Here is a 17,408-nt window from a genome sequence, read left to right on the forward strand (position 1 = left end):
AGCCCACACACAGCTGACCCGCATGAGATGTGCAGAGGTGATGAGGATGCAAAGCAGCAAACGCACACAGGCGCTACTTACAGAGGCGCAGCAAAGAATTTTGATCCTGGACGGCGCGTGGGGAACCATGCTTCAGCGGGCCAACCTCACGGAGGCCGATTTCCGGCTGCCCGACGCCGACCCGTTGCGGATGTACCGGGGCAATTTCGATCTGCTGCAACTGACCCGGCCCGACATCATCCGGGGCGTGCACCGCGCCTATTTTGAGGCAGGCGCGGATATTGCCTCCACCAATACTTTCAATTCCAGCACCATCAGTCAGGCCGATTACGGCACCGAGCGCCTGGCCCGCGCCATGAACGAGGCGGGCGCACGCCTGGCCCGCGAGGTGGCCGACGAATTCGAGGCTCTGGATGGACGCCCGCGCTGGGTGGCTGGAGCGGTGGGGCCGACCAACCGCACCGCCACCCTGTCGCCGGATGTGGAGCGCCCCGAATTCCGCAACGTGACGTTTGACAGTTTGGCCGAGGCTTACGGCGACGCCATAGAGGGCCTGATGGTGGGCGGGGCCGACCTGCTGCTGATTGAAACCGTGTTTGACACGCTGAACGCCAAAGCCGCGCTGTTTGCCTGCGAAACCGTATTTGAGCGCGTGGGCCGCCGCCTGCCCGTGATGCTGTCGGGCACGATTACCGACGCGTCGGGCCGCACGCTGAGTGGGCAGACGCCCGAAGCCTTTGCCATCAGCACGGCGCACGCCAACCTGTTCAGTTTGGGTCTGAACTGTGCGCTGGGAGCCGACCTGCTGCGCCCCCACCTGCGGGCCATTGCCGCCAGCACCGAAACCCTCGTCAGCGTGCATCCCAACGCGGGCCTGCCCAATGCCTTCGGTGAGTACGACGAAACCCCCGAACACACCGCCAATGTGCTGGCCGAGTTCGCCCGTGACGGCTTGGTGAACATCGTGGGTGGCTGCTGCGGCACCACGCCCGAACATATCCGCGCCATTGCCGACGCCGTGGCCGGAATTGCGCCCCGTACTGCGCCGAGGCTGCCGCCTTTCCTGCGCCTCAGCGGGCTGGAAGCACTGACCATCACGCCCGAAATCAATTTCGTGAACGTGGGCGAGCGAACCAATGTCACGGGCAGCCCCCGCTTTTCTAAAGCAATTTTGGCCGGAGACTACGACGCGGGCCTGAAAATTGCGCGGCAGCAGGTGACCAACGGCGCACAGATCGTGGACGTGAACTTTGACGAGGGCATGTTGGACGGCGAAGCCGCGATGGTCAAGTTTCTGAATCTGCTGGCCGGAGAACCCGATATTTCCCGTGTGCCGCTGATGCTCGATTCCAGCAAATGGGACATTCTGGAAGCGGGCCTGAAGCGCGTGCAGGGCAAGCCCGTCGTGAATTCCATCAGCCTGAAGGACGGCGAAGAAACATTTTTGGAACGCGCCCGGTTGCTGCGGCGCTACGGGGCGGCGGCGGTGGTCATGGCCTTCGACGAGCAGGGACAGGCCGACAATCTGGAACGCCGAATAGAGATCACTTCTCGCGCCTACAAATTGCTGACCGAACAGGCCGGATTTCCGCCGCAGGACATTATTTTTGACCCCAACGTGCTGACGGTCGCCACCGGAATCGAGGAGCATGACCGCTACGCGCTGGACTTTATCGAGGGCACGCGCTGGATCAAGGCCAACCTGCCGGGGGCGCTGGTGTCGGGCGGGATTTCCAACGTATCGTTCAGCTTCCGGGGCAACAACCATGTGCGCGAGGCCATGCACGCCGTCTTCCTGTACCACGCGATTGGTGCGGGGCTGGACATGGGCATCGTGAATGCGGGGATGCTGGCCGTGTACGCCGACATAGAACCGGAGTTGCGCGAGGCCGTGGAGGACGTGATTCTGGCCCGCCGTCCGGACGCCACAGACCGCCTGCTGACGTTGGCCGAGAGCTACAAGGACATCAAGCGCGAGGCAACGGCGGTGAGTGCGTGGCGGGAACTGCCCGTGACCGAACGCCTGACGCACGCGCTGATTTCGGGCATCACCGATTACGTGGTGGACGACGCCGAGGAAGCCTACCAACTGCTGGGTTCGCCGCTGGCCGTGATCGAGGGGCCACTGATGGACGGCATGAACGTGGTGGGCGACCTGTTCGGGGCCGGGAAAATGTTCTTGCCGCAGGTGGTCAAATCGGCCCGCGTGATGAAGCGGGCGGTGGCCCACCTGACGCCCTACATGGAAGCCGAGAAGCAGGAGGCGGGGGGCAAGGGCAAGGTGCTGCTGGCCACCGTAAAGGGCGATGTACACGATATCGGCAAGAATATTGTGGGCGTGGTGCTGGCCTGCAACGGCTATCAGGTCACCGATCTGGGTGTGATGGTGCCCACCGAGCGCGTGCTGGACGAGGCCGTGCGGCTGGGGGTTGATGTGATCGGCCTCAGCGGACTTATTACGCCCAGCCTGGACGAAATGGTCACGGTGGCCCGCGAGATGACGCGCCGGGGCATGACTCAGCCGCTGCTGATCGGCGGAGCCACCACCAGCCGTGCGCATACCGCCGTGAAAATCGACCCCGCTTACGGCGGGCCAGTGGTGCATGTGCTGGACGCCAGCCGCGCCGTGACCGTGACCGCCGACCTGCTGGCCGACCCGGTGGCCGTGCAAGACCGCATCCGGGCCGAATACGACGCCCTGCGCGAGCGGCACGGAGACCGTCAGGTGCGCCTGATCCCTATAGACACGGCCCGCGAACGTGCGCCCCGGCTCTCCCCTATTCTGGCGTCCGCGCCGCGTCAACCCGGACGCCAGATCATCGAGCAGCCCATCAGCGGCCTGCTGGATTACATCGACTGGACGCCCTTTTTTATCGCCTGGGAGATGAAGGGCATCTACCCCAACATCCTGACCGACCCCCTGCGCGGCACGGAAGCCCGCTCCCTGTTTGCCGATGCTCAGGCGTTGCTGCGCCGCGTGGTAGACGAAGGCCTGCTGACAGCACGGGGCGTGATCGGGCTGTGGCCTGCCGAACGCGACGGCGACGATATTCTGATCGAAGCCGAGCAGCACGCAGATTCTCTGGATCATCACACGCATGAGGTGGCGGCTGGGCGAACCCCCCTGGCCCACCTGACCCGGCTTCACACCCTGCGCCAGCAACGCGACCAGACCACGCCCAACACAGCTCTAGCCGACTACATTGCCCCGCACGGCGACCACATCGGAGCCTTTGCCGTTGCCATTCACGGAGCCGGGGAATTGGCGAAGGCGTTCGAGGCCGCGCACGACGACTACAATTCCATTCTGGTGAAGGCTCTGGCAGACCGCCTGGCCGAAGCCTTTGCCGAAAAACTGCACCGGGACGTGCGAATGGAGTACTGGGGCTACGCGGCAGACGAGGCACTCGATAACATGGATCTGATCCGCGAGCGCTACAACGGCATTCGCCCCGCCCCCGGCTACCCCGCCCAGCCCGACCACACCGAAAAACGTACCCTGTTTGCCCTCCTGAACGCCGAAGAAGTGGGCCTGACACTCACGGAATCCTGCGCGATGTGGCCCGCCGCTGCCGTGTCAGGCGTTTATTTCGGACATCCTGACGCCCGCTACTTTGCGGTGGGCCGGATTGGACGTGACCAGATTGAGGACTATGCCCAGCGCAAAGGCTGGCCCGTAGAGGAAGCCGAGCGTTGGCTGGGGCCGATTTTGGCGTATGATCCGGCGGGCACGGCGTCTAAGGGTCAAGGGTCTAAGAGTCTAAGAACGGCGGAAGACAAGGCGGCGGCGGTGCTTAGTCCCTCAGACCCTTCGACCCTTAGACCGATTCCAGCAGCAGGCGGCGCACAGTGAGCCAAAGTTCTGTGCCCCAAGCTGCACCCCAAACCCGCGTCTCCATCGAACTTGTTCCCCGTTCCCGCTCTGGCTTGCGGGCAGAATTGGAGATGGTGCGCACACACCTGCCGGGAATCGACACCATCAATATTCCCGATTTTCCCCGGTTTTCCACCCGTTCGTGGATGGGCTGTGCAATGGCGCGGCCCCACCACCGGGCCATTCCGCATATTCGGGCGGTGGACATCAACCCGCTTGAGCCGTTGCCCATGCTGGACACACTGGCCGCGCACGGTATCACTGAAGTGCTGATTATTACCGGCGACGCGCCCGCCGATATGAGTGCCAAAGTGTACGACGTGGACGCTGTGGACGTGATTCGCCGCTTTCGGCGCGAGTTGCCGGACGTGCGGGTGTACGCGGGCCTTGACCCCTACCGCCAGAGCTTTGCCCGCGAGCGCGACTACCTGGAGCGCAAGCTGGACGCGGGCGCGGTGGGCTTTTTTACCCAGCCTTTTTTCGACCTGCGCCTGATGGACGCCTATGCCGACCTGATGCCAGAAGGCGCGGACGTGTGGTGGGGCGCGACCACCGTGACCACTGAGCACACCCTGAACTACTGGCGGGCCAGAAACCACGCCGTGTTCCCCCGCAGCTTCGAGGCCACGCTGGACTGGAACCGTACTTTTGCCGCCGCTGCCCTGCAATTTGCCCGCGAACGCGCCCAGCACGTGTATTTTATGCCCGTCAAGGCCGATGCACGGGAATATCTGGAGGGAATAGTTTAAAGGGTTGTGGGACGTAGGGTGTGGGTTGTGGAAACAGCAAAAAGGGCCAGTCGCAAAGGACGGCCTTTTTTGTTTGGTTCTAGATCAGCGCGTGGGAAAAATGATCAAGCATTTCTCTTTTGCTACGATCCACCTTCTCTCAAGAATTATCTATGACGAGCACAAAGCTCTTGCTGGCCTTGCCATTCGCAGGAACATCTACCCGCAGGTTCGCCACGCCCTGATTTTGCACGGCTGGGGCGCTGTCGATAATGATTCGGCGGCCCCCGGCGCGTTCAGTCACCTCGGCACGGATGACGCGGTCTTTACTGCTCTCGAAGGCGTAGGTCACGCGGTAGGTGGTGCGGGTCACGTTGCCTTTGCTGTCTTTTTGCTGGTTCTGCGTTTCCACGCTGCGGGTGTAGCGCACGTCTGGATCGTTGCCGAGGCTAAATTCCACGTCTGCGCCCTTGCCCGTTTCAGGGATGGTGGTCTGACCCACGATGCGGCCATCCTCGCGCACAGTCAGGCTGCCGCTGGGCAGGCGTTCATCGGCCTTGAAACGGTAGAAACGGTTCATGGTGCCCTTGTTGGGCTGGGTGTTGAAGAAGAACGTCAGGCCCACGAAGCGCTCGAAGGAGGTCAACTTGGGGGTCAGGAACGGCAGGGTGACCATGCTGCTGGCAGGCAGGGTAAATGGGGCCGACAGGTCGTAGCGGGTCAGGCCGCGCAATTCGCCTACCGTGTTGATTTTGGGGGCGGCAAAATCGGCTGAAGTGGCCGAGACTTCAGCAGCCCGCATCATCGGCGCTGGCATCGGTTGGCCGTCCTGCACTTCCACGTCTCCGGCGTACAGTTCAGTGTTCTGAACGTTGTAAGGCAACTCGGTGCCGTTGCGGATATCGGCCAATGCCGAGAGTTGCGCCCCAGCACTGCTGGCTTTCAGGGTAAAGCGCGGCGACCAGGTGACGGCCCGCGTGAGGTAGCTCAGCGTTCCGGTTGCGCCGCTGGGCACCGTGTAGGTCAGCGTTTGCGTGGGCGACTGCGGGTTCAGCGGGGGCAAGTCGGTGAAGCTGAGATCGCTGTAAGGCACGTTGCGGTAGCGGCCCTGCGCGTCCTTGATCAGCAGGTCGCGGGCGCGGATCAGGGTCACGGTTTCTATCTTGTCGCCTGTGCGCAGAAACACGGGTTTGCCTTCCAGGCTTGTCAGCCAGTTGGCCTCCTGCTTTTGCACGGCGCTGGAAAACGCCACGCCGTCCAAGTCCAGCGAGCCGGGAATCACGCTGTTCCACGCTTCCTGTGGCAAATTCACGCCGAGGGTGGTTCCAGTAGCCTTCACGGTTTCGCGGACTTCCGAGAAGCTGGGGTAAATGCGGAGATCGGCGGCGGAAGCCGAGCCAGAGAGAAGAGCCAGTGCCATCATCAGACTGTAGGGTAAATTGGGTTTCATGGGCTTATCCTTACGCCGCCCCGAATATGAGATGTGAGAGGGGCAGTCAGACGGGCGACAGGTTCATGTGGGATACGTCTTGAAGTGCAGCCAGCACACGAAAAATCAGTATCTACGTGTTGGCTTACCCCCAGTGCAGCCAGAAGTCAAGTTAAGTACAACGCATTTAGCATGTAGACTTAAGCATGGCCCGTCCTGCCCGCCGCATTGACATTTCTGAAGCCGCTGATGCGCTGCTTCGAGAACTGGAGACCAGTCCATCTACCCACCCGAAGGTTCGTCTGCGGGCCAGCATTCTCCGGCTGCATCGACAGGGCTGGAGCATTCCCCAACTCTCCGCGCACTTTGGCCGGAACCATCAGGCCATCCACCACGACTTCACCCGTTTCGAAGAGCGCGGCATTCCAGGATTGAGCGACGAGTGTCCACCGGGACAGCCTTCGAAAGTGACCCCCGAGATGGAGCAGTTTCTCCACGAGAAACTGCAGGAGCAGCGCTTCTGGAACGCTCCACTGCTGTGCGAGGCTCTCGCACAGCAGTTTGGGGTGGGGATTCGACCTCGTGCATTGGCCAATCACCTGCAACGCCTGGGGTATAGCTGGAAACGCGCCCGGTATTCACCGGCTCAGACGCTCGATCCTGAACTCATTGCCCCGCATCAGGCTTCTTTGGAAACCCTAAAAAGGGGGCACTGGACGGCAAGCTGACCCTGAAATATCTCGATCAGACCGGACTTTCTCTGATGTTATCGGTGGGAGCGACGTGGTTTAAGCGGGGTTCCGGGCAACAGTTTGAGATCCCCACTCGGTGGGGATCGTCGGGACGGATCAACCTCATCGGCACCTACAGCATGCACGCCTGCGAAGAACAGCTCGAAGTTCGCGAACTGGAAGGCAGCTGCAACGGGGATCAGGTCATCGCGTATTTGAACACCTTGGCCTCCGGCTGTGACCCAGATCAGCTCACGGTCGTCGTCCTGGACAATGCGCCCTTTCACAAGGGCGCGAAACTCAGGGAACAACGCGCGTCTTGGGAACAGCAGGGGCTGTTCCTTCGATACCTTCCACCCTATGCGCCCTTTTTAAACCTCATTGAGGAGGTGTGGCGGAAGCTGAAGGGCATCTTGATGCCGCGTCGTTGTTACAACGCCGTGACTGAACTTCGGGCCGCACTCGTGACTGGGTTGAAGATTCTTGGGGCAAGATTTATCTAGATGTTAAATGCGGCGTACTTAAAGTGACGTGAACAGGCACCTAGGACTGGATGTTGAGGTTGTTTGTCTGCCGAAAGCCTAGATTCTGCGGGCAACACGCCTTTTTCACTCACCATCCACAACATCTTGCCCCTACTGCGGCAATTCCACGGTATACGACTTGGAAAGGCTCCCCCCGGCAGGCAAGTCGAACACAAGGACGGCGGTGGCCGAACCCGTTGCGGTTTTGCCGTCCAGCACCACCTGAGCGCCGTACACTTCCTCACGCACTTCGGCCCGCCTGGGCTGGGCCTGCTCGTTTCGCAGGGTGTAGGTGACGCGGTAGGTGCGGCTGCCCCCACCCAGGAGGCCGCGCTGCACGGTCTGAAGAACCACGCTGCGGCTGTAGCGCACGTCCGGATCCGCACCCAATTCCAGTACAAATTCCGTGTCCTTCGCCATTTCGCTGATATTGGCCTGCCCCGTCAGGCGGTCTTCTTCCAGAACGCTGACCACGCCAGTAGGCAGGCGTCCGCCGACCTTCAGGCGATAGGCGCGTTGTAACGTGCCTTCGCTGTCGGTGGGCTGAAACCCCGTGTTCAGGCGGGAGAAGGGCTGAAACAGGGTCAGAGCGGGTTTCAGAAATGGCAGCGTCACTGTGCTTTTGGCGGGCAAAGCAAGCGGCCGGGTCAGTGCAAAGCGGTAGAGGCCACCCAATTGCCCCTGAGAAACGATGTTCTGGAAAGAAGCATCTGCTGTACCTCCTCCCCTAGTCAGCGTACCGGCTCTCCCCACGACACCGTTCATATCAAACGGCACCGACAACCGCACATCTCCGGCAAACAGTTCAGCCGCCGGAGCCTGAACTGCCCCATCAGTGCCGTTGCGAATGTCGGCCAGCGCACTCAATTCGGCTTTTGCTGCCGCCCCAGTTCCAACGATATTCAGCGTGTAGCGCGGCGACCAACTGAGGGCGCGGGTCAGATACGACAGCGTTCCCGCACCCGCTTGCGGCAAGGCGAAAGTCAGGGTCGGCGTGGCGGCTTCGGCATTCAGCGGCGGCAATTCAGGAAAGCTCAGTTGCGCCAGCGTAACCCGGCGGTAGTCTCCGGCCCCGTCTTTTACAGTCAGATCGGCGGCCCGAATCAGCGTGACGGGTTCAGCCTTCTCCCCCGTTCTGAGCGTCAAGGTTTTGCCTTCCCAGCGCGTCAACCACGCGGAGTCTTGGCCCTGCACTACGCTGCTGAAGGCCAGGCCGCGCAAGTTGAACGTACCCGGAATGATGCCTGCCCACACCGCTGGCGAGAGGGAGACATTGAGGCTGGTGCTGGCCGCGCTCACGGGTTCCTGCACCTCGGCAAAGCTGGGATACAGCCGCAAGGTGGTTGCCTGCGCTGCTGAGGCCAGAGCAATAACCAGAGTAACAAAGCCCAGTTTCAATTGCGTTGGCCGGAAGGTCTTTGAAAGTCGCACGCTCTACCATGCCACGATCGACCTGACTGGGAACAAAGATATGAGCCGTGCAGGGCTGGGCAAAAACAGAAAAAACCGCCCCCGAAGAGGCGGCAGTCAGACCACGCAGACTTACAGAATATCGTCGCGGATACAGGCTTTGAAATGATTCGGGGCCACTTCGCGCAGTTCAGGAATCACGTTAGCGCACTCGGCAATCGCGTAACGGCAGCGGGTTCGGAACACGCAACCACTCGGCGGATTGATCGGGCTGGGAATGTCGCCTTCCAAGATGATTCGCTGGCGCTTGATGGTCGGATCAGGCACGGGCGCAGCCGACAGCAGGGCTTCGGTATAGGGGTGCTTGGGGTTGTTGTTCAGTTCGCGGCTGGGCGCGATTTCCATGATGCGGCCCAGGTACATCACGATGATGCGGTCGCAGATGTACTCCACGACAGCCAAATCGTGCGCGATAAACAGCACTGTGAGGCCCAGTTCTTCCTGAAGGTCTTGCAGCAGGTTCACGACTTGCGCCTGAATGGACACGTCCAGCGCCGATACGGGTTCGTCGGCCACGATAAAGGCTGGGTCTACGGCCAGCGCACGCGCAATCCCGATGCGCTGACGCTGACCGCCGGAAAACTCGTGAGGATAGCGGCGCATATGCTCCGGGCGCAGGCCCACTTTTTGCAGCAGTTCCGCGATGCGGTCTACGCGGGCCTTGCCGGGGTGCAGGTTGTGAATCTGCATGGCCTCACCGATGATGTCCGACACGGTCATCCGCGGGTTCAGCGACGCAAACGGATCCTGAAAAATGATCTGCATTTCGCGGCGGTAATCGCGCATCTGGCCCTTGCTGAGCTTGGTCACGTCGGTGCCGTTGAACAGCACTTGCCCGCCAGTTGGCTCTATGAGGCGCAGAATAGCGCGGCCAGCGGTGGTTTTACCCGACCCCGACTCGCCCACCAAGCCCACCACTTCACCGCGTCCGATCTTGAAGGAGATGTCGTTGACGGCCTTGACGTTGCCCACCACGCGGGACAGCAGGCCGCCGCGAATGGGAAAGTACTTCTCTAGGTTGTTGACTTCCAGCAGCGTATCGCCGGTGGTGGGCATGTTGCGGCGGCTGCCACTGGCCGACTGGACAGACGTGGGGGAAGTCATGCGCTCACCTCGTGCTGCTGCGCCTGATCGAACTCGCGCCAGCGAATGCAGCGGGCCATGTGGCCGCCTCCGGTGTCTTCTAGGGCCGGCACGGCTTTGCTACAGTCCGGCACGGCAAACTTGCAGCGCGGCTCGAAGGCGCAGCCCACCGGCAAGTTCAGCGGGTTAGGCACGTTGCCGGGAATGGCTTCCAGGCGGCCTTTCGGCTGGCCGGGCACATGCACGTATTCGCCGGGACGCGGAATAGAGTTGAGCAGGCCCATCGTGTACGGATGGCGCGGAGCCTTGAAGATCTCGATTACGTCGCCTTCTTCGACCACGCGCCCGCCGTACATGACCACCACGCGGTCGGCCATTTCGGCCACCACGCCGAGGTTGTGGGTGATGAACAGAATGCTCATGCCTACTTCGGATTGCAGCTTGCGCATCAAGTCCAGAATCTGGGCCTGAATGGTCACGTCAAGCGCGGTGGTCGGCTCGTCGGCAATCAGGAGCGCGGGTTTGCAGGACAGGGCCATGGCGATCATCACGCGCTGACGCATGCCGCCCGACAACTGGTGCGGGTACTCGTTGACGCGCTTTTCGGGGGCCGGAATGCCCACGAAGCGCAGCATGTCGGTGGCGACCACCATGGCGTCTTTTTTGTTCTTGTTCTGGTGCAGCATCACCGCCTCGGCAATCTGGTCGCCCACCGTGTACACGGGGTTCAGGCTGGTCATGGGTTCCTGAAAAATCATGGAAATGTCGTTGCCGCGAATTTTGCGCATTTCTGCTTCGGGCAGCGTCACGAGGTTTTTTTGCTTGCCGTCTTTGCCGGTAAACAACACCTCGCCTTCCACGATTTTGCCGGGAGGCATGGGAATCAGGCGCATCACGCTGAGGCTGGTCACGCTTTTGCCCGAGCCGGATTCGCCCACCACCGCGAGGGTTTCGCCTTTGTTGATGTGGAACGTCACGCCGTCAACACTTTTGACGACGCCGTCGTCGGTGTTGAAGTACGTCTTGAGGCCGTTGACGGCCAGCAGAACTTCACCCTGGTGGGTCATTTCTTCTCCTGAAACATGAAGTGCATCATACAACCCAATGCCGGGTCAAGCATGGCAGCGATGATTTTCGAGGGCCAACCCTGCCGAAAAGGAAGATTTCGCATACGGAATTGAACCTACTGCCGCTTGCGGGGATCGAAGGCGTCTCGCAGGCCGTCGCCTAGGAGTTGGTAGCACATGACGGTAAACACGATGAAAAAGCCCGGAATGAGCACCCAGGGCCGCTGGGTAATGCTGGCAAAGCCGCCCTCCTGCGCCTGACTGAGCAGGCCGCCCCACGACACATACGGCTCTACTGCGCCGATGCCGAGGAAGCTGAGGCCCGATTCCAGCAGGATGTAACCGGGAATAGACAGGCTGAGCGTGACGATGATGTAGGTGGTCATGGTGGGCAGCATGTGCCGCCACATGATCCGGCCATTGCCCGCGCCGAGCGCCTGCGCCGCAGACACGAAATCCTGCTCGCGCACGCTGAGCATCTGACCGCGCACCACCCGCGCCAACCCCCCCCAACCGATGAAAGCCAAGAGGCCCAGGATCATATACAGCGCAAAAATCGGGTTGATGTCCTGCGGAAAGACCGAGCGCAGCAAAATGAGCAGGAACAGACTGGGAATGGCCGCCAACACTTCTACGAGGCGCATGATCAGGGTATCCGCGATGCCGCCGAAAAAGGCCGCCATCGCACCCATGAGCAGGCCGATGACCGTGGAAATCAACACCGCGCCGACGCCGATGGTCAGCGAGATTTGCGAGGCGTAGATGGTGCGGGTAAACAGGTCGCGGCCCAGTGCCTCGCCGCCGAACAGGTACACCTTGCAGTTAGGGTTCTCGGTGCCGGTACCGAACAGGTGCAGGTTGCCGGGGAACAGGCCCAGCACGCGGTATTCGTCGCCGCGCACGCCAAAATAAACAGGGCAGCGCGTGGTGGTGGGCTTGTACTCGTTCACGAAGGTATCCATGTTCAGCTGTTGGCCGTACTGGTACACGAATGGCCGGGTCAGGCCGCCCGTTTGGGGGTCGCGGAACTGAATGGGCGTGGGCGGGTGAAAGCGCGTGATGTTGGAGGTGGAATAGCTGGACAGGCCATCGGGCGCAATAAAGGGCGCAAAGAGGGCCAGCGTATACAGCAAGATCAGCATGAAGCCGCCGATTTTGGCGAGCCGATTCTTGCGAAACTGCGACCAGGCCACCCCAAATTGAGACTGGCTGCGGGGCTGGGCCGACTTGATGGAACGCTGTGGAGCAGTGGTGGTCATAGCAGCCTCACGCGACCTTGACGCGGGGATCGACGACGGCCAGCAAAATATCGCTGATGACGTTGCCGACGATCAGCAAGACGGTGGTGATGACGGTAAACCCGGCGATCAGGTACAGGTCTTGCGTGCCGATGGCCGTAAGCAGCATGGGCGTGATGCCCGGATAGGCAAACACCACTTCCAGAAAACCCACGCCGCTGATGAGCGCTGGCAACAACCCGCCGATGCCCGCCACGATGGGCAAAATAGCATTGCGGAAGGTGTGCTTCCAGATGGCCGTGCGCTCGCTGACGCCTTTGGCCCGCGCCGTCCGCACGTAGTCCGAGCGCATCACTTCCAACATCTGACCCCGGATCACACGGGTCAGGCCCGCCGCATCAGAGATTGCCAGGACGAGTGCCGGAATGATCAGATGTTTCAAAATATCGATCATCTGCCCCAATGGAGAGAGTTCTTCAAAGTTGTTGCTGGTCATGCCGCCAATAGGAATATCGAGGCCAGTGGCATTGCGGACTTGCAAAATGAAGTAGATGACGATCAGGGCCAGAAAGAAGCTGGGGAAGCCCAGCAGGAAATACAACACGACGTTGACGGCATTGTCGCCAGGGGAATTCTGGCGTACTGCGCCGTACACGCCGAGCGGAATGGCGATGGAGTAGAACAGAATCAGGCTCATCAGGGCCAGGTACAGCGAGTTGAGAATGCGCGGCCAGATGATATTGAGGACAGGTTGCTGATATTGAAACGACAGGCCAAAGTCGCCCTGAAACATATTGCCCATCCAGAACAGGTATTGCTGCCAGGCGGGACGATCCAGGCCAAAGTTGCGCTCTAGGGCCACCAGTTGCTCATCGCTGATGTTGGGATTGAGCTTGGCGGGCGTGAGGAAGTCGCCGGGGGCCAGCTGAATCACGAAGAAGATAAGGATGCTGGCGAGAAGGAGCGTCGGGATGGACTGAACCAACCGCCGCAGGAGAAATGGAATCATGTTGGCTCCTGAATGGTTCACGCGATTGGGGGGCAGCTCGCTTGCGCGAGCCACCCCCCGAATGCGTGCGAGCGGGAGGTTACTTGATGAAGGTCAGAGCCGGATCACGCTGGAGGTAGTACGCGTTCATCAGGGCGCGTGGGTACTCGCCGCCAATGCGCTCGTTGTAGGCCACGTGGTAGTTGCCGCCGACGAGGTAAATCACAGGCTGCAGTTCGCCTTCGGCCTTCATGAGTTGCCCACCGATGGCGCGGCGCTTGGCATCGTCAAGTTCGGCGTCGCCCTGGTAGTAGAGCTTGGTCATCAGGCTTTCCTGCGCGGTCAGGCACTTGCCGTTGGTGGGGTTATTGTAACTGTGCAGGTTGGCACCGCAGGGCGTAACGTTGCCGCCGAATGACCAAATGTTGTCGCCGCCGCTCAGACCCAGCAAGATGGCATCGAAAGGCCGGTCTTCACCTTTGGCAGTCAGTTGGCCTACGAGGTTGTTGAAGTCGATGGGCGTAAAGTTGACCTTGACGCCGACCTTCTTGGCTTCATCGGCAAAGATACGGCCCAGTTGCTCACGGGTGGTGTTGCCCGCGTTCGTGCTGAGGTTGAATTCCAGCACTTTCCCAGCCTTATCGACGAGGAAGCCCTGCGCGTTCTTCTTGGTGTAGCCGATCTGGGCAAGCAATTTGCTGGCCTGGGCGAGGTTATAGCTGTACTTGGGCGCACTTGCTCCAGCAGCGATTTGCTGGGTAAAGATGGGGTAGACGCTGAAGTAAGTTTCAACGCCCAAACCGCCCAGTGCCAAGTCAACCATCGCTTTGCGGTTGGCAATATGGCTCATGGCGCGGCGGAAGCGCACGTCACGGAACAATTTTTGCAAGGTGGGATTGCTGGCTTTGTTCCAGTTAAAGGTGATCCAAGAGCTCTGGGCCTGCGGGCTGACGTTGGGCAGCAAGGTAGCTTTCAGGTTGCCTGCGTCAATAGCACGCTTGGTCTGGGCCAAGTCGTCGGCGTTCCGCATGGGAGCAATATCAATCTGTCCAGCCAGGAAGGCCGCGAGTGTAGCGTTTGCATCACCTGTAACGCGGTAGGAGAGCTTGTCAAGATAAGGCAAGGCATTGCCCCGGCTATCTTTGTTCCAGTCACCCCAATTCGGGTTCTTAGCAAATACGCTGCGCTCTCCAGCACGGAAACTTTCCAGCACCCACATTCCGGGCGACACGATCTGGCTGGCTGGCGTGCCCAGCGTCCAAAGTTTTTTCACGGCGTCCGCGCCACCATCACGGTAGGCCTTACCGAACACGTGGTCAGGCCAAGGGGTATAAGACATCGTAACATAAGCGCCTGAACTGACCTGCGGAAAGTCAAATTGCAAGGTATAGTTGTCGAGCTTCTTAATACTTATTGGCTTACCGTTCAAGAAGAACGAGTCGTAGGTATTGCTGCCTACTTTGTCGTCGATATGAATTTTCCAGGTAGTGATCCAGTCGTCAGCAGTAATAGCCTGACCGTCACTAAACTTCATACCCTGACGGATTTTGACCACGAACCGCTTGCCGCCGTTGCTGACCACAGGCTTGGCATCGGCCATGTAGGGCAAGAATTCATCGTTGCGGGGGTCTTGGGTAAACAGGCCTGTGCCATTGTCCATCGTACCGGGGATGCTGTCGGCTTCTACCGAGGTGAATGGGTTAATGCCTTTGAAATCAGACAGGATGCTGAGGCGCAGTTCGCCGCCGCGCTTATTGGCGGTGTTCTGCTCGGCAGTCCACGCCGCCGGGTACACAAATGGGGCCGCAGAAGCGGAGGTAGCAGCTAAAGCAAGAGCAGCAAACAGGAATTTTTTCATGGGGTGCCTCCGGAAATTCTGGAAACGTGAACGGGGCCTTTGGCATCTGCCAAGGGCGCATTTCGCGTTGATCTATTTGTTCCAGCGCCGTCAATATATGAATAGGCTTAGTGCAGGTCAAGCATCTAGGTTACGGATGACTGACATTCGTCGGTCTGCTCAGCGTCAGGCCAAACAATTGTTAGGCTGTAGCGAGTATGAATTTTCAAACGCATAGAATTGCGCTCACAAAATTCACATTATTTTTAGACATGCATCTTAATACACGCGGGGCAACAGACAGCGGCCTGCCGATTCCCCTAAAGGAAGGCAGGCCGACGACATCTCTTGGCTAGATTCTTTCGGCTTTAAGCCGGTCTGGTCTGACTCAGCGCGAAACGAAGCTGATCAGCAGGGCCAGCAGCATGAAAAAGCCGCCTAAAATGCTGGTAATCCGTACCAGGCCGCCTTCTACACCGCGCCCACCGAGCAGAGAACCGCCGGTTGCCATACTGGCCGAGAGTCCGGCCTGCTTGGGCACTTGCAGCAGCACGAAAAAGACGAGGCTCACACAGACGAGGGCGAACAGAACGATGAATAGAGTCAGGATCATGATTTACCTCGGAGGAGTAGGGGCGCAGGCAACCTTGCGCCGCTGCTGTATAGCCTCAGTTTACACCAGCAAGTCTGCGCCGATTCTGACGGAACAACTTGGCCCTACTTCCTTGACTTACGTGGATCACTTGAGCGCTTATTTGGGCTGCGGCAGTTCGATGATGCAAATATCGGTGGTATAGCGGTCTACGGTGTCGAAATGGATGATGTGGGTCGTTTTGCCTTCTTTGCCTTGCTCGTTGCTGTAAAACCCCTGCCCCTTATCCGACGTATCGCCTATAGGCCTGAATCCGTCCAGAGTAAAGGAGCTGTCGACGGTCGGCTTGACCAGATAAAACGGTGTTTTGGTGATTCGGTAGGGCAGATATGCTTGACCGCCGCCGCCGTATTTTTTGAGGGCGCTGCACAGGGTGTGCTCACGGACTTCGTAGGGCTTCAGGGCGTCTCGCCAAGGGACGGCGGTGGCCGCCGACAGAATTGAAAAAAGCGCCAGAAGCGGCAGCAACAGCACGGGCAGTTTCAATCTATTCTCTCTGAACATAGTCTCCTTAGCAGGGGCAACGAAGATTCTAAGCAAAAGCAAAAACCCCCACGTTAAGCGGGGGCCATTGCAGCCATCTTGGTGCCGAAGGGGGGACTCGAACCCCCACGGTTTCCCGTTCGATTTTGAGATCAACGTGAGAAGGGAACATCCAGCGAAGCCGCACTACACACAAAATGTACCACATCCCAACCCACAGACATCACCAACGGCACCCGATCACCACCAAGCCAACAGCCACCCTCCGACAGCGCCTGCCGCGGCTGAAATCACGCACTGTGATGAACTGCACCTTAATATAGGTGCACGCTGGGAGAACACTGCCCACCCCTCAGACCCAGTCCAAAGGCCCCACGCGTCAATCCTGCGCCCCTACTCTCCCACGCACGGTACAGAGCCCACACAACCGATCCAAAGCCTTCCGGCACACGGCTTCGTGACAGGACAAGTGAGCCCTCAACTCCTCGGGTTGGCTCACCTTGACCACCACGCTGTTCAGGCTTCAAGACCCGACAGGACTCTTGGGGGGTTCTCCCAGACCTGATACGCGGCCCCTGGGAATCAAGACACTCGGTAGACTCTCCACATGTCGCTCCGAATCGCCGTAATCAGCGATGTGCATGGCAATGCGTTCGCTCTGGAAGCTGTGCTGAGCGACCTTCAAGCAGCATCACCAGATCTGATCCTCAATCTTGGCGATCAGGTCACGGGACAGGCGGACCCAAAGCGTGCCTACGATTTACAGCGGGGTCTGGATGCTGTTGAAGTGCTGGGCAGTGCCGAGCCAGACCTCCACATGGACAACGTTCTCCACCACTGGCTTCGCGCTCAACTGTCCCCAGGTGCTCTTGAACATCTGATGGGTCTTCCCCAGGCCGCCACGGTTGCCGGTGGCCGGGTCTATCTCTGTCATGGCGCGCCCGGAAATCCTGCGGGCCATGTGTTGTGGTCCTGGCAGCACGGTCCATACCTGGCCCGATCGGCTCAAGACCTGCGCGAACTGATTCAACCGTTGCAGGCCCAGGTCGTGCTGTGTGGCCACACCCACCGCGAAGGGCTGACCATGCTCGATGACACCCTGATCGTTAATGTTGGCGCCGTTGGAAATCAGATTGATGGAGACCCCCGGGCACGGTGGGTGCTGCTTGAGGAGCAGCAAGGACGCTGGGGGGCAAGCTTCCGCCGGGTGACGTACAACTGGCAGGCCGCCAGCGAGTGGGTACGCACCTTTGGGCCTGAACCCCACGATGAAGCGGAGTATCTCATCACAGGTCAATAAGGTG

The 17,408-nt window shown here is 59.9% G+C and carries 14 protein-coding genes; 5 read left to right on the plus strand and 9 right to left on the minus strand.

All coding sequences use genetic code 11. The features are described from left to right. Window positions 1-46 precede the first annotated feature (46 nt). Both metH and M1R55_RS00615 read left to right on the plus strand, forming a co-directional pair. Window positions 47-3,853, plus strand: coding sequence for a methionine synthase (gene metH / locus M1R55_RS00610; RefSeq protein ID WP_249392825.1), 3,807 nt, complete (start codon window positions 47-49; stop codon window positions 3,851-3,853). A 92-nt stretch (window positions 3,854-3,945) separates the two neighbouring features. Further along, window positions 3,946-4,623 (plus strand): methylenetetrahydrofolate reductase, encoded by a 678-nt coding sequence (locus M1R55_RS00615; RefSeq protein WP_249394093.1) that lies wholly within the window; start codon window positions 3,946-3,948, stop codon window positions 4,621-4,623. 139 nt (window positions 4,624-4,762) lie between these two features. On the opposite strand, the gene M1R55_RS00620 is transcribed toward M1R55_RS00615, so the two are convergent. Then, on the minus strand, window positions 4,763-6,052 hold the full coding sequence (locus M1R55_RS00620; RefSeq protein WP_249392826.1) for a DUF4139 domain-containing protein: 1,290 nt from the start codon (window positions 6,050-6,052) through the stop codon (window positions 4,763-4,765). Window positions 6,053-6,237: 185 nt separating this feature from the next. Between M1R55_RS00620 and M1R55_RS00625 the strand changes: the two genes are divergently transcribed. Then, a complete protein-coding gene (locus tag M1R55_RS00625; RefSeq protein ID WP_249392827.1) occupies window positions 6,238-6,759 on the plus strand; it encodes a helix-turn-helix domain-containing protein in 522 nt (173 codons plus the stop codon). Between the two features lie 35 nt (window positions 6,760-6,794). Then, complete coding sequence (locus tag M1R55_RS00630) at window positions 6,795-7,265, plus strand: transposase (protein WP_249392828.1); 471 nt, start codon at window positions 6,795-6,797, stop codon at window positions 7,263-7,265. A gap of 132 nt (window positions 7,266-7,397) precedes the next feature. Here M1R55_RS00630 and M1R55_RS00635 read toward each other — a convergent pair whose 3' ends face one another. The 8 genes from M1R55_RS00635 to M1R55_RS00670 form a co-directional block, all read right to left on the minus strand. Next, a complete protein-coding gene (locus tag M1R55_RS00635) occupies window positions 7,398-8,717 on the minus strand; it encodes a hypothetical protein (RefSeq protein ID WP_249392829.1) in 1,320 nt (439 codons plus the stop codon). A gap of 111 nt (window positions 8,718-8,828) precedes the next feature. Continuing rightward, window positions 8,829-9,812 (minus strand): ABC transporter ATP-binding protein, encoded by a 984-nt coding sequence (locus M1R55_RS00640; RefSeq protein WP_157451230.1) that lies wholly within the window; start codon window positions 9,810-9,812, stop codon window positions 8,829-8,831. 44 nt (window positions 9,813-9,856) lie between these two features. Continuing rightward, entirely contained in the window at window positions 9,857-10,906 is a 1,050-nt protein-coding gene (locus tag M1R55_RS00645) for an ABC transporter ATP-binding protein (RefSeq protein ID WP_249392830.1), read from the minus strand. 116 nt (window positions 10,907-11,022) lie between these two features. After that, window positions 11,023-12,165 (minus strand): ABC transporter permease, encoded by a 1,143-nt coding sequence (locus tag M1R55_RS00650; RefSeq protein WP_249392831.1) that lies wholly within the window; start codon window positions 12,163-12,165, stop codon window positions 11,023-11,025. Window positions 12,166-12,172: 7 nt separating this feature from the next. Then, window positions 12,173-13,153, minus strand: coding sequence for an ABC transporter permease (locus tag M1R55_RS00655; protein WP_249392832.1), 981 nt, complete (start codon window positions 13,151-13,153; stop codon window positions 12,173-12,175). Window positions 13,154-13,232: 79 nt separating this feature from the next. Then, window positions 13,233-14,990, minus strand: coding sequence for an ABC transporter substrate-binding protein (locus tag M1R55_RS00660; protein WP_249392833.1), 1,758 nt, complete (start codon window positions 14,988-14,990; stop codon window positions 13,233-13,235). Window positions 14,991-15,357: 367 nt separating this feature from the next. After that, entirely contained in the window at window positions 15,358-15,582 is a 225-nt protein-coding gene (secG, locus tag M1R55_RS00665) for a preprotein translocase subunit SecG (RefSeq protein ID WP_249392834.1), read from the minus strand. A 138-nt stretch (window positions 15,583-15,720) separates the two neighbouring features. Then, entirely contained in the window at window positions 15,721-16,125 is a 405-nt protein-coding gene (locus tag M1R55_RS00670) for a hypothetical protein (protein ID WP_249392835.1), read from the minus strand. Window positions 16,126-16,711: 586 nt separating this feature from the next. Here M1R55_RS00670 and M1R55_RS00675 point away from each other — a divergent pair. Then, the gene (locus tag M1R55_RS00675; RefSeq protein ID WP_249392836.1) at window positions 16,712-17,404 is read left to right on the plus strand and encodes a metallophosphoesterase; all 693 of its coding nucleotides are present in this window, start codon (window positions 16,712-16,714) and stop codon (window positions 17,402-17,404) included. Window positions 17,405-17,408 lie beyond the last annotated feature (4 nt).

It is taken from the genome of Deinococcus sp. QL22, from assembly GCF_023370075.1.
Lineage (GTDB): Bacteria > Deinococcota > Deinococci > Deinococcales > Deinococcaceae > Deinococcus.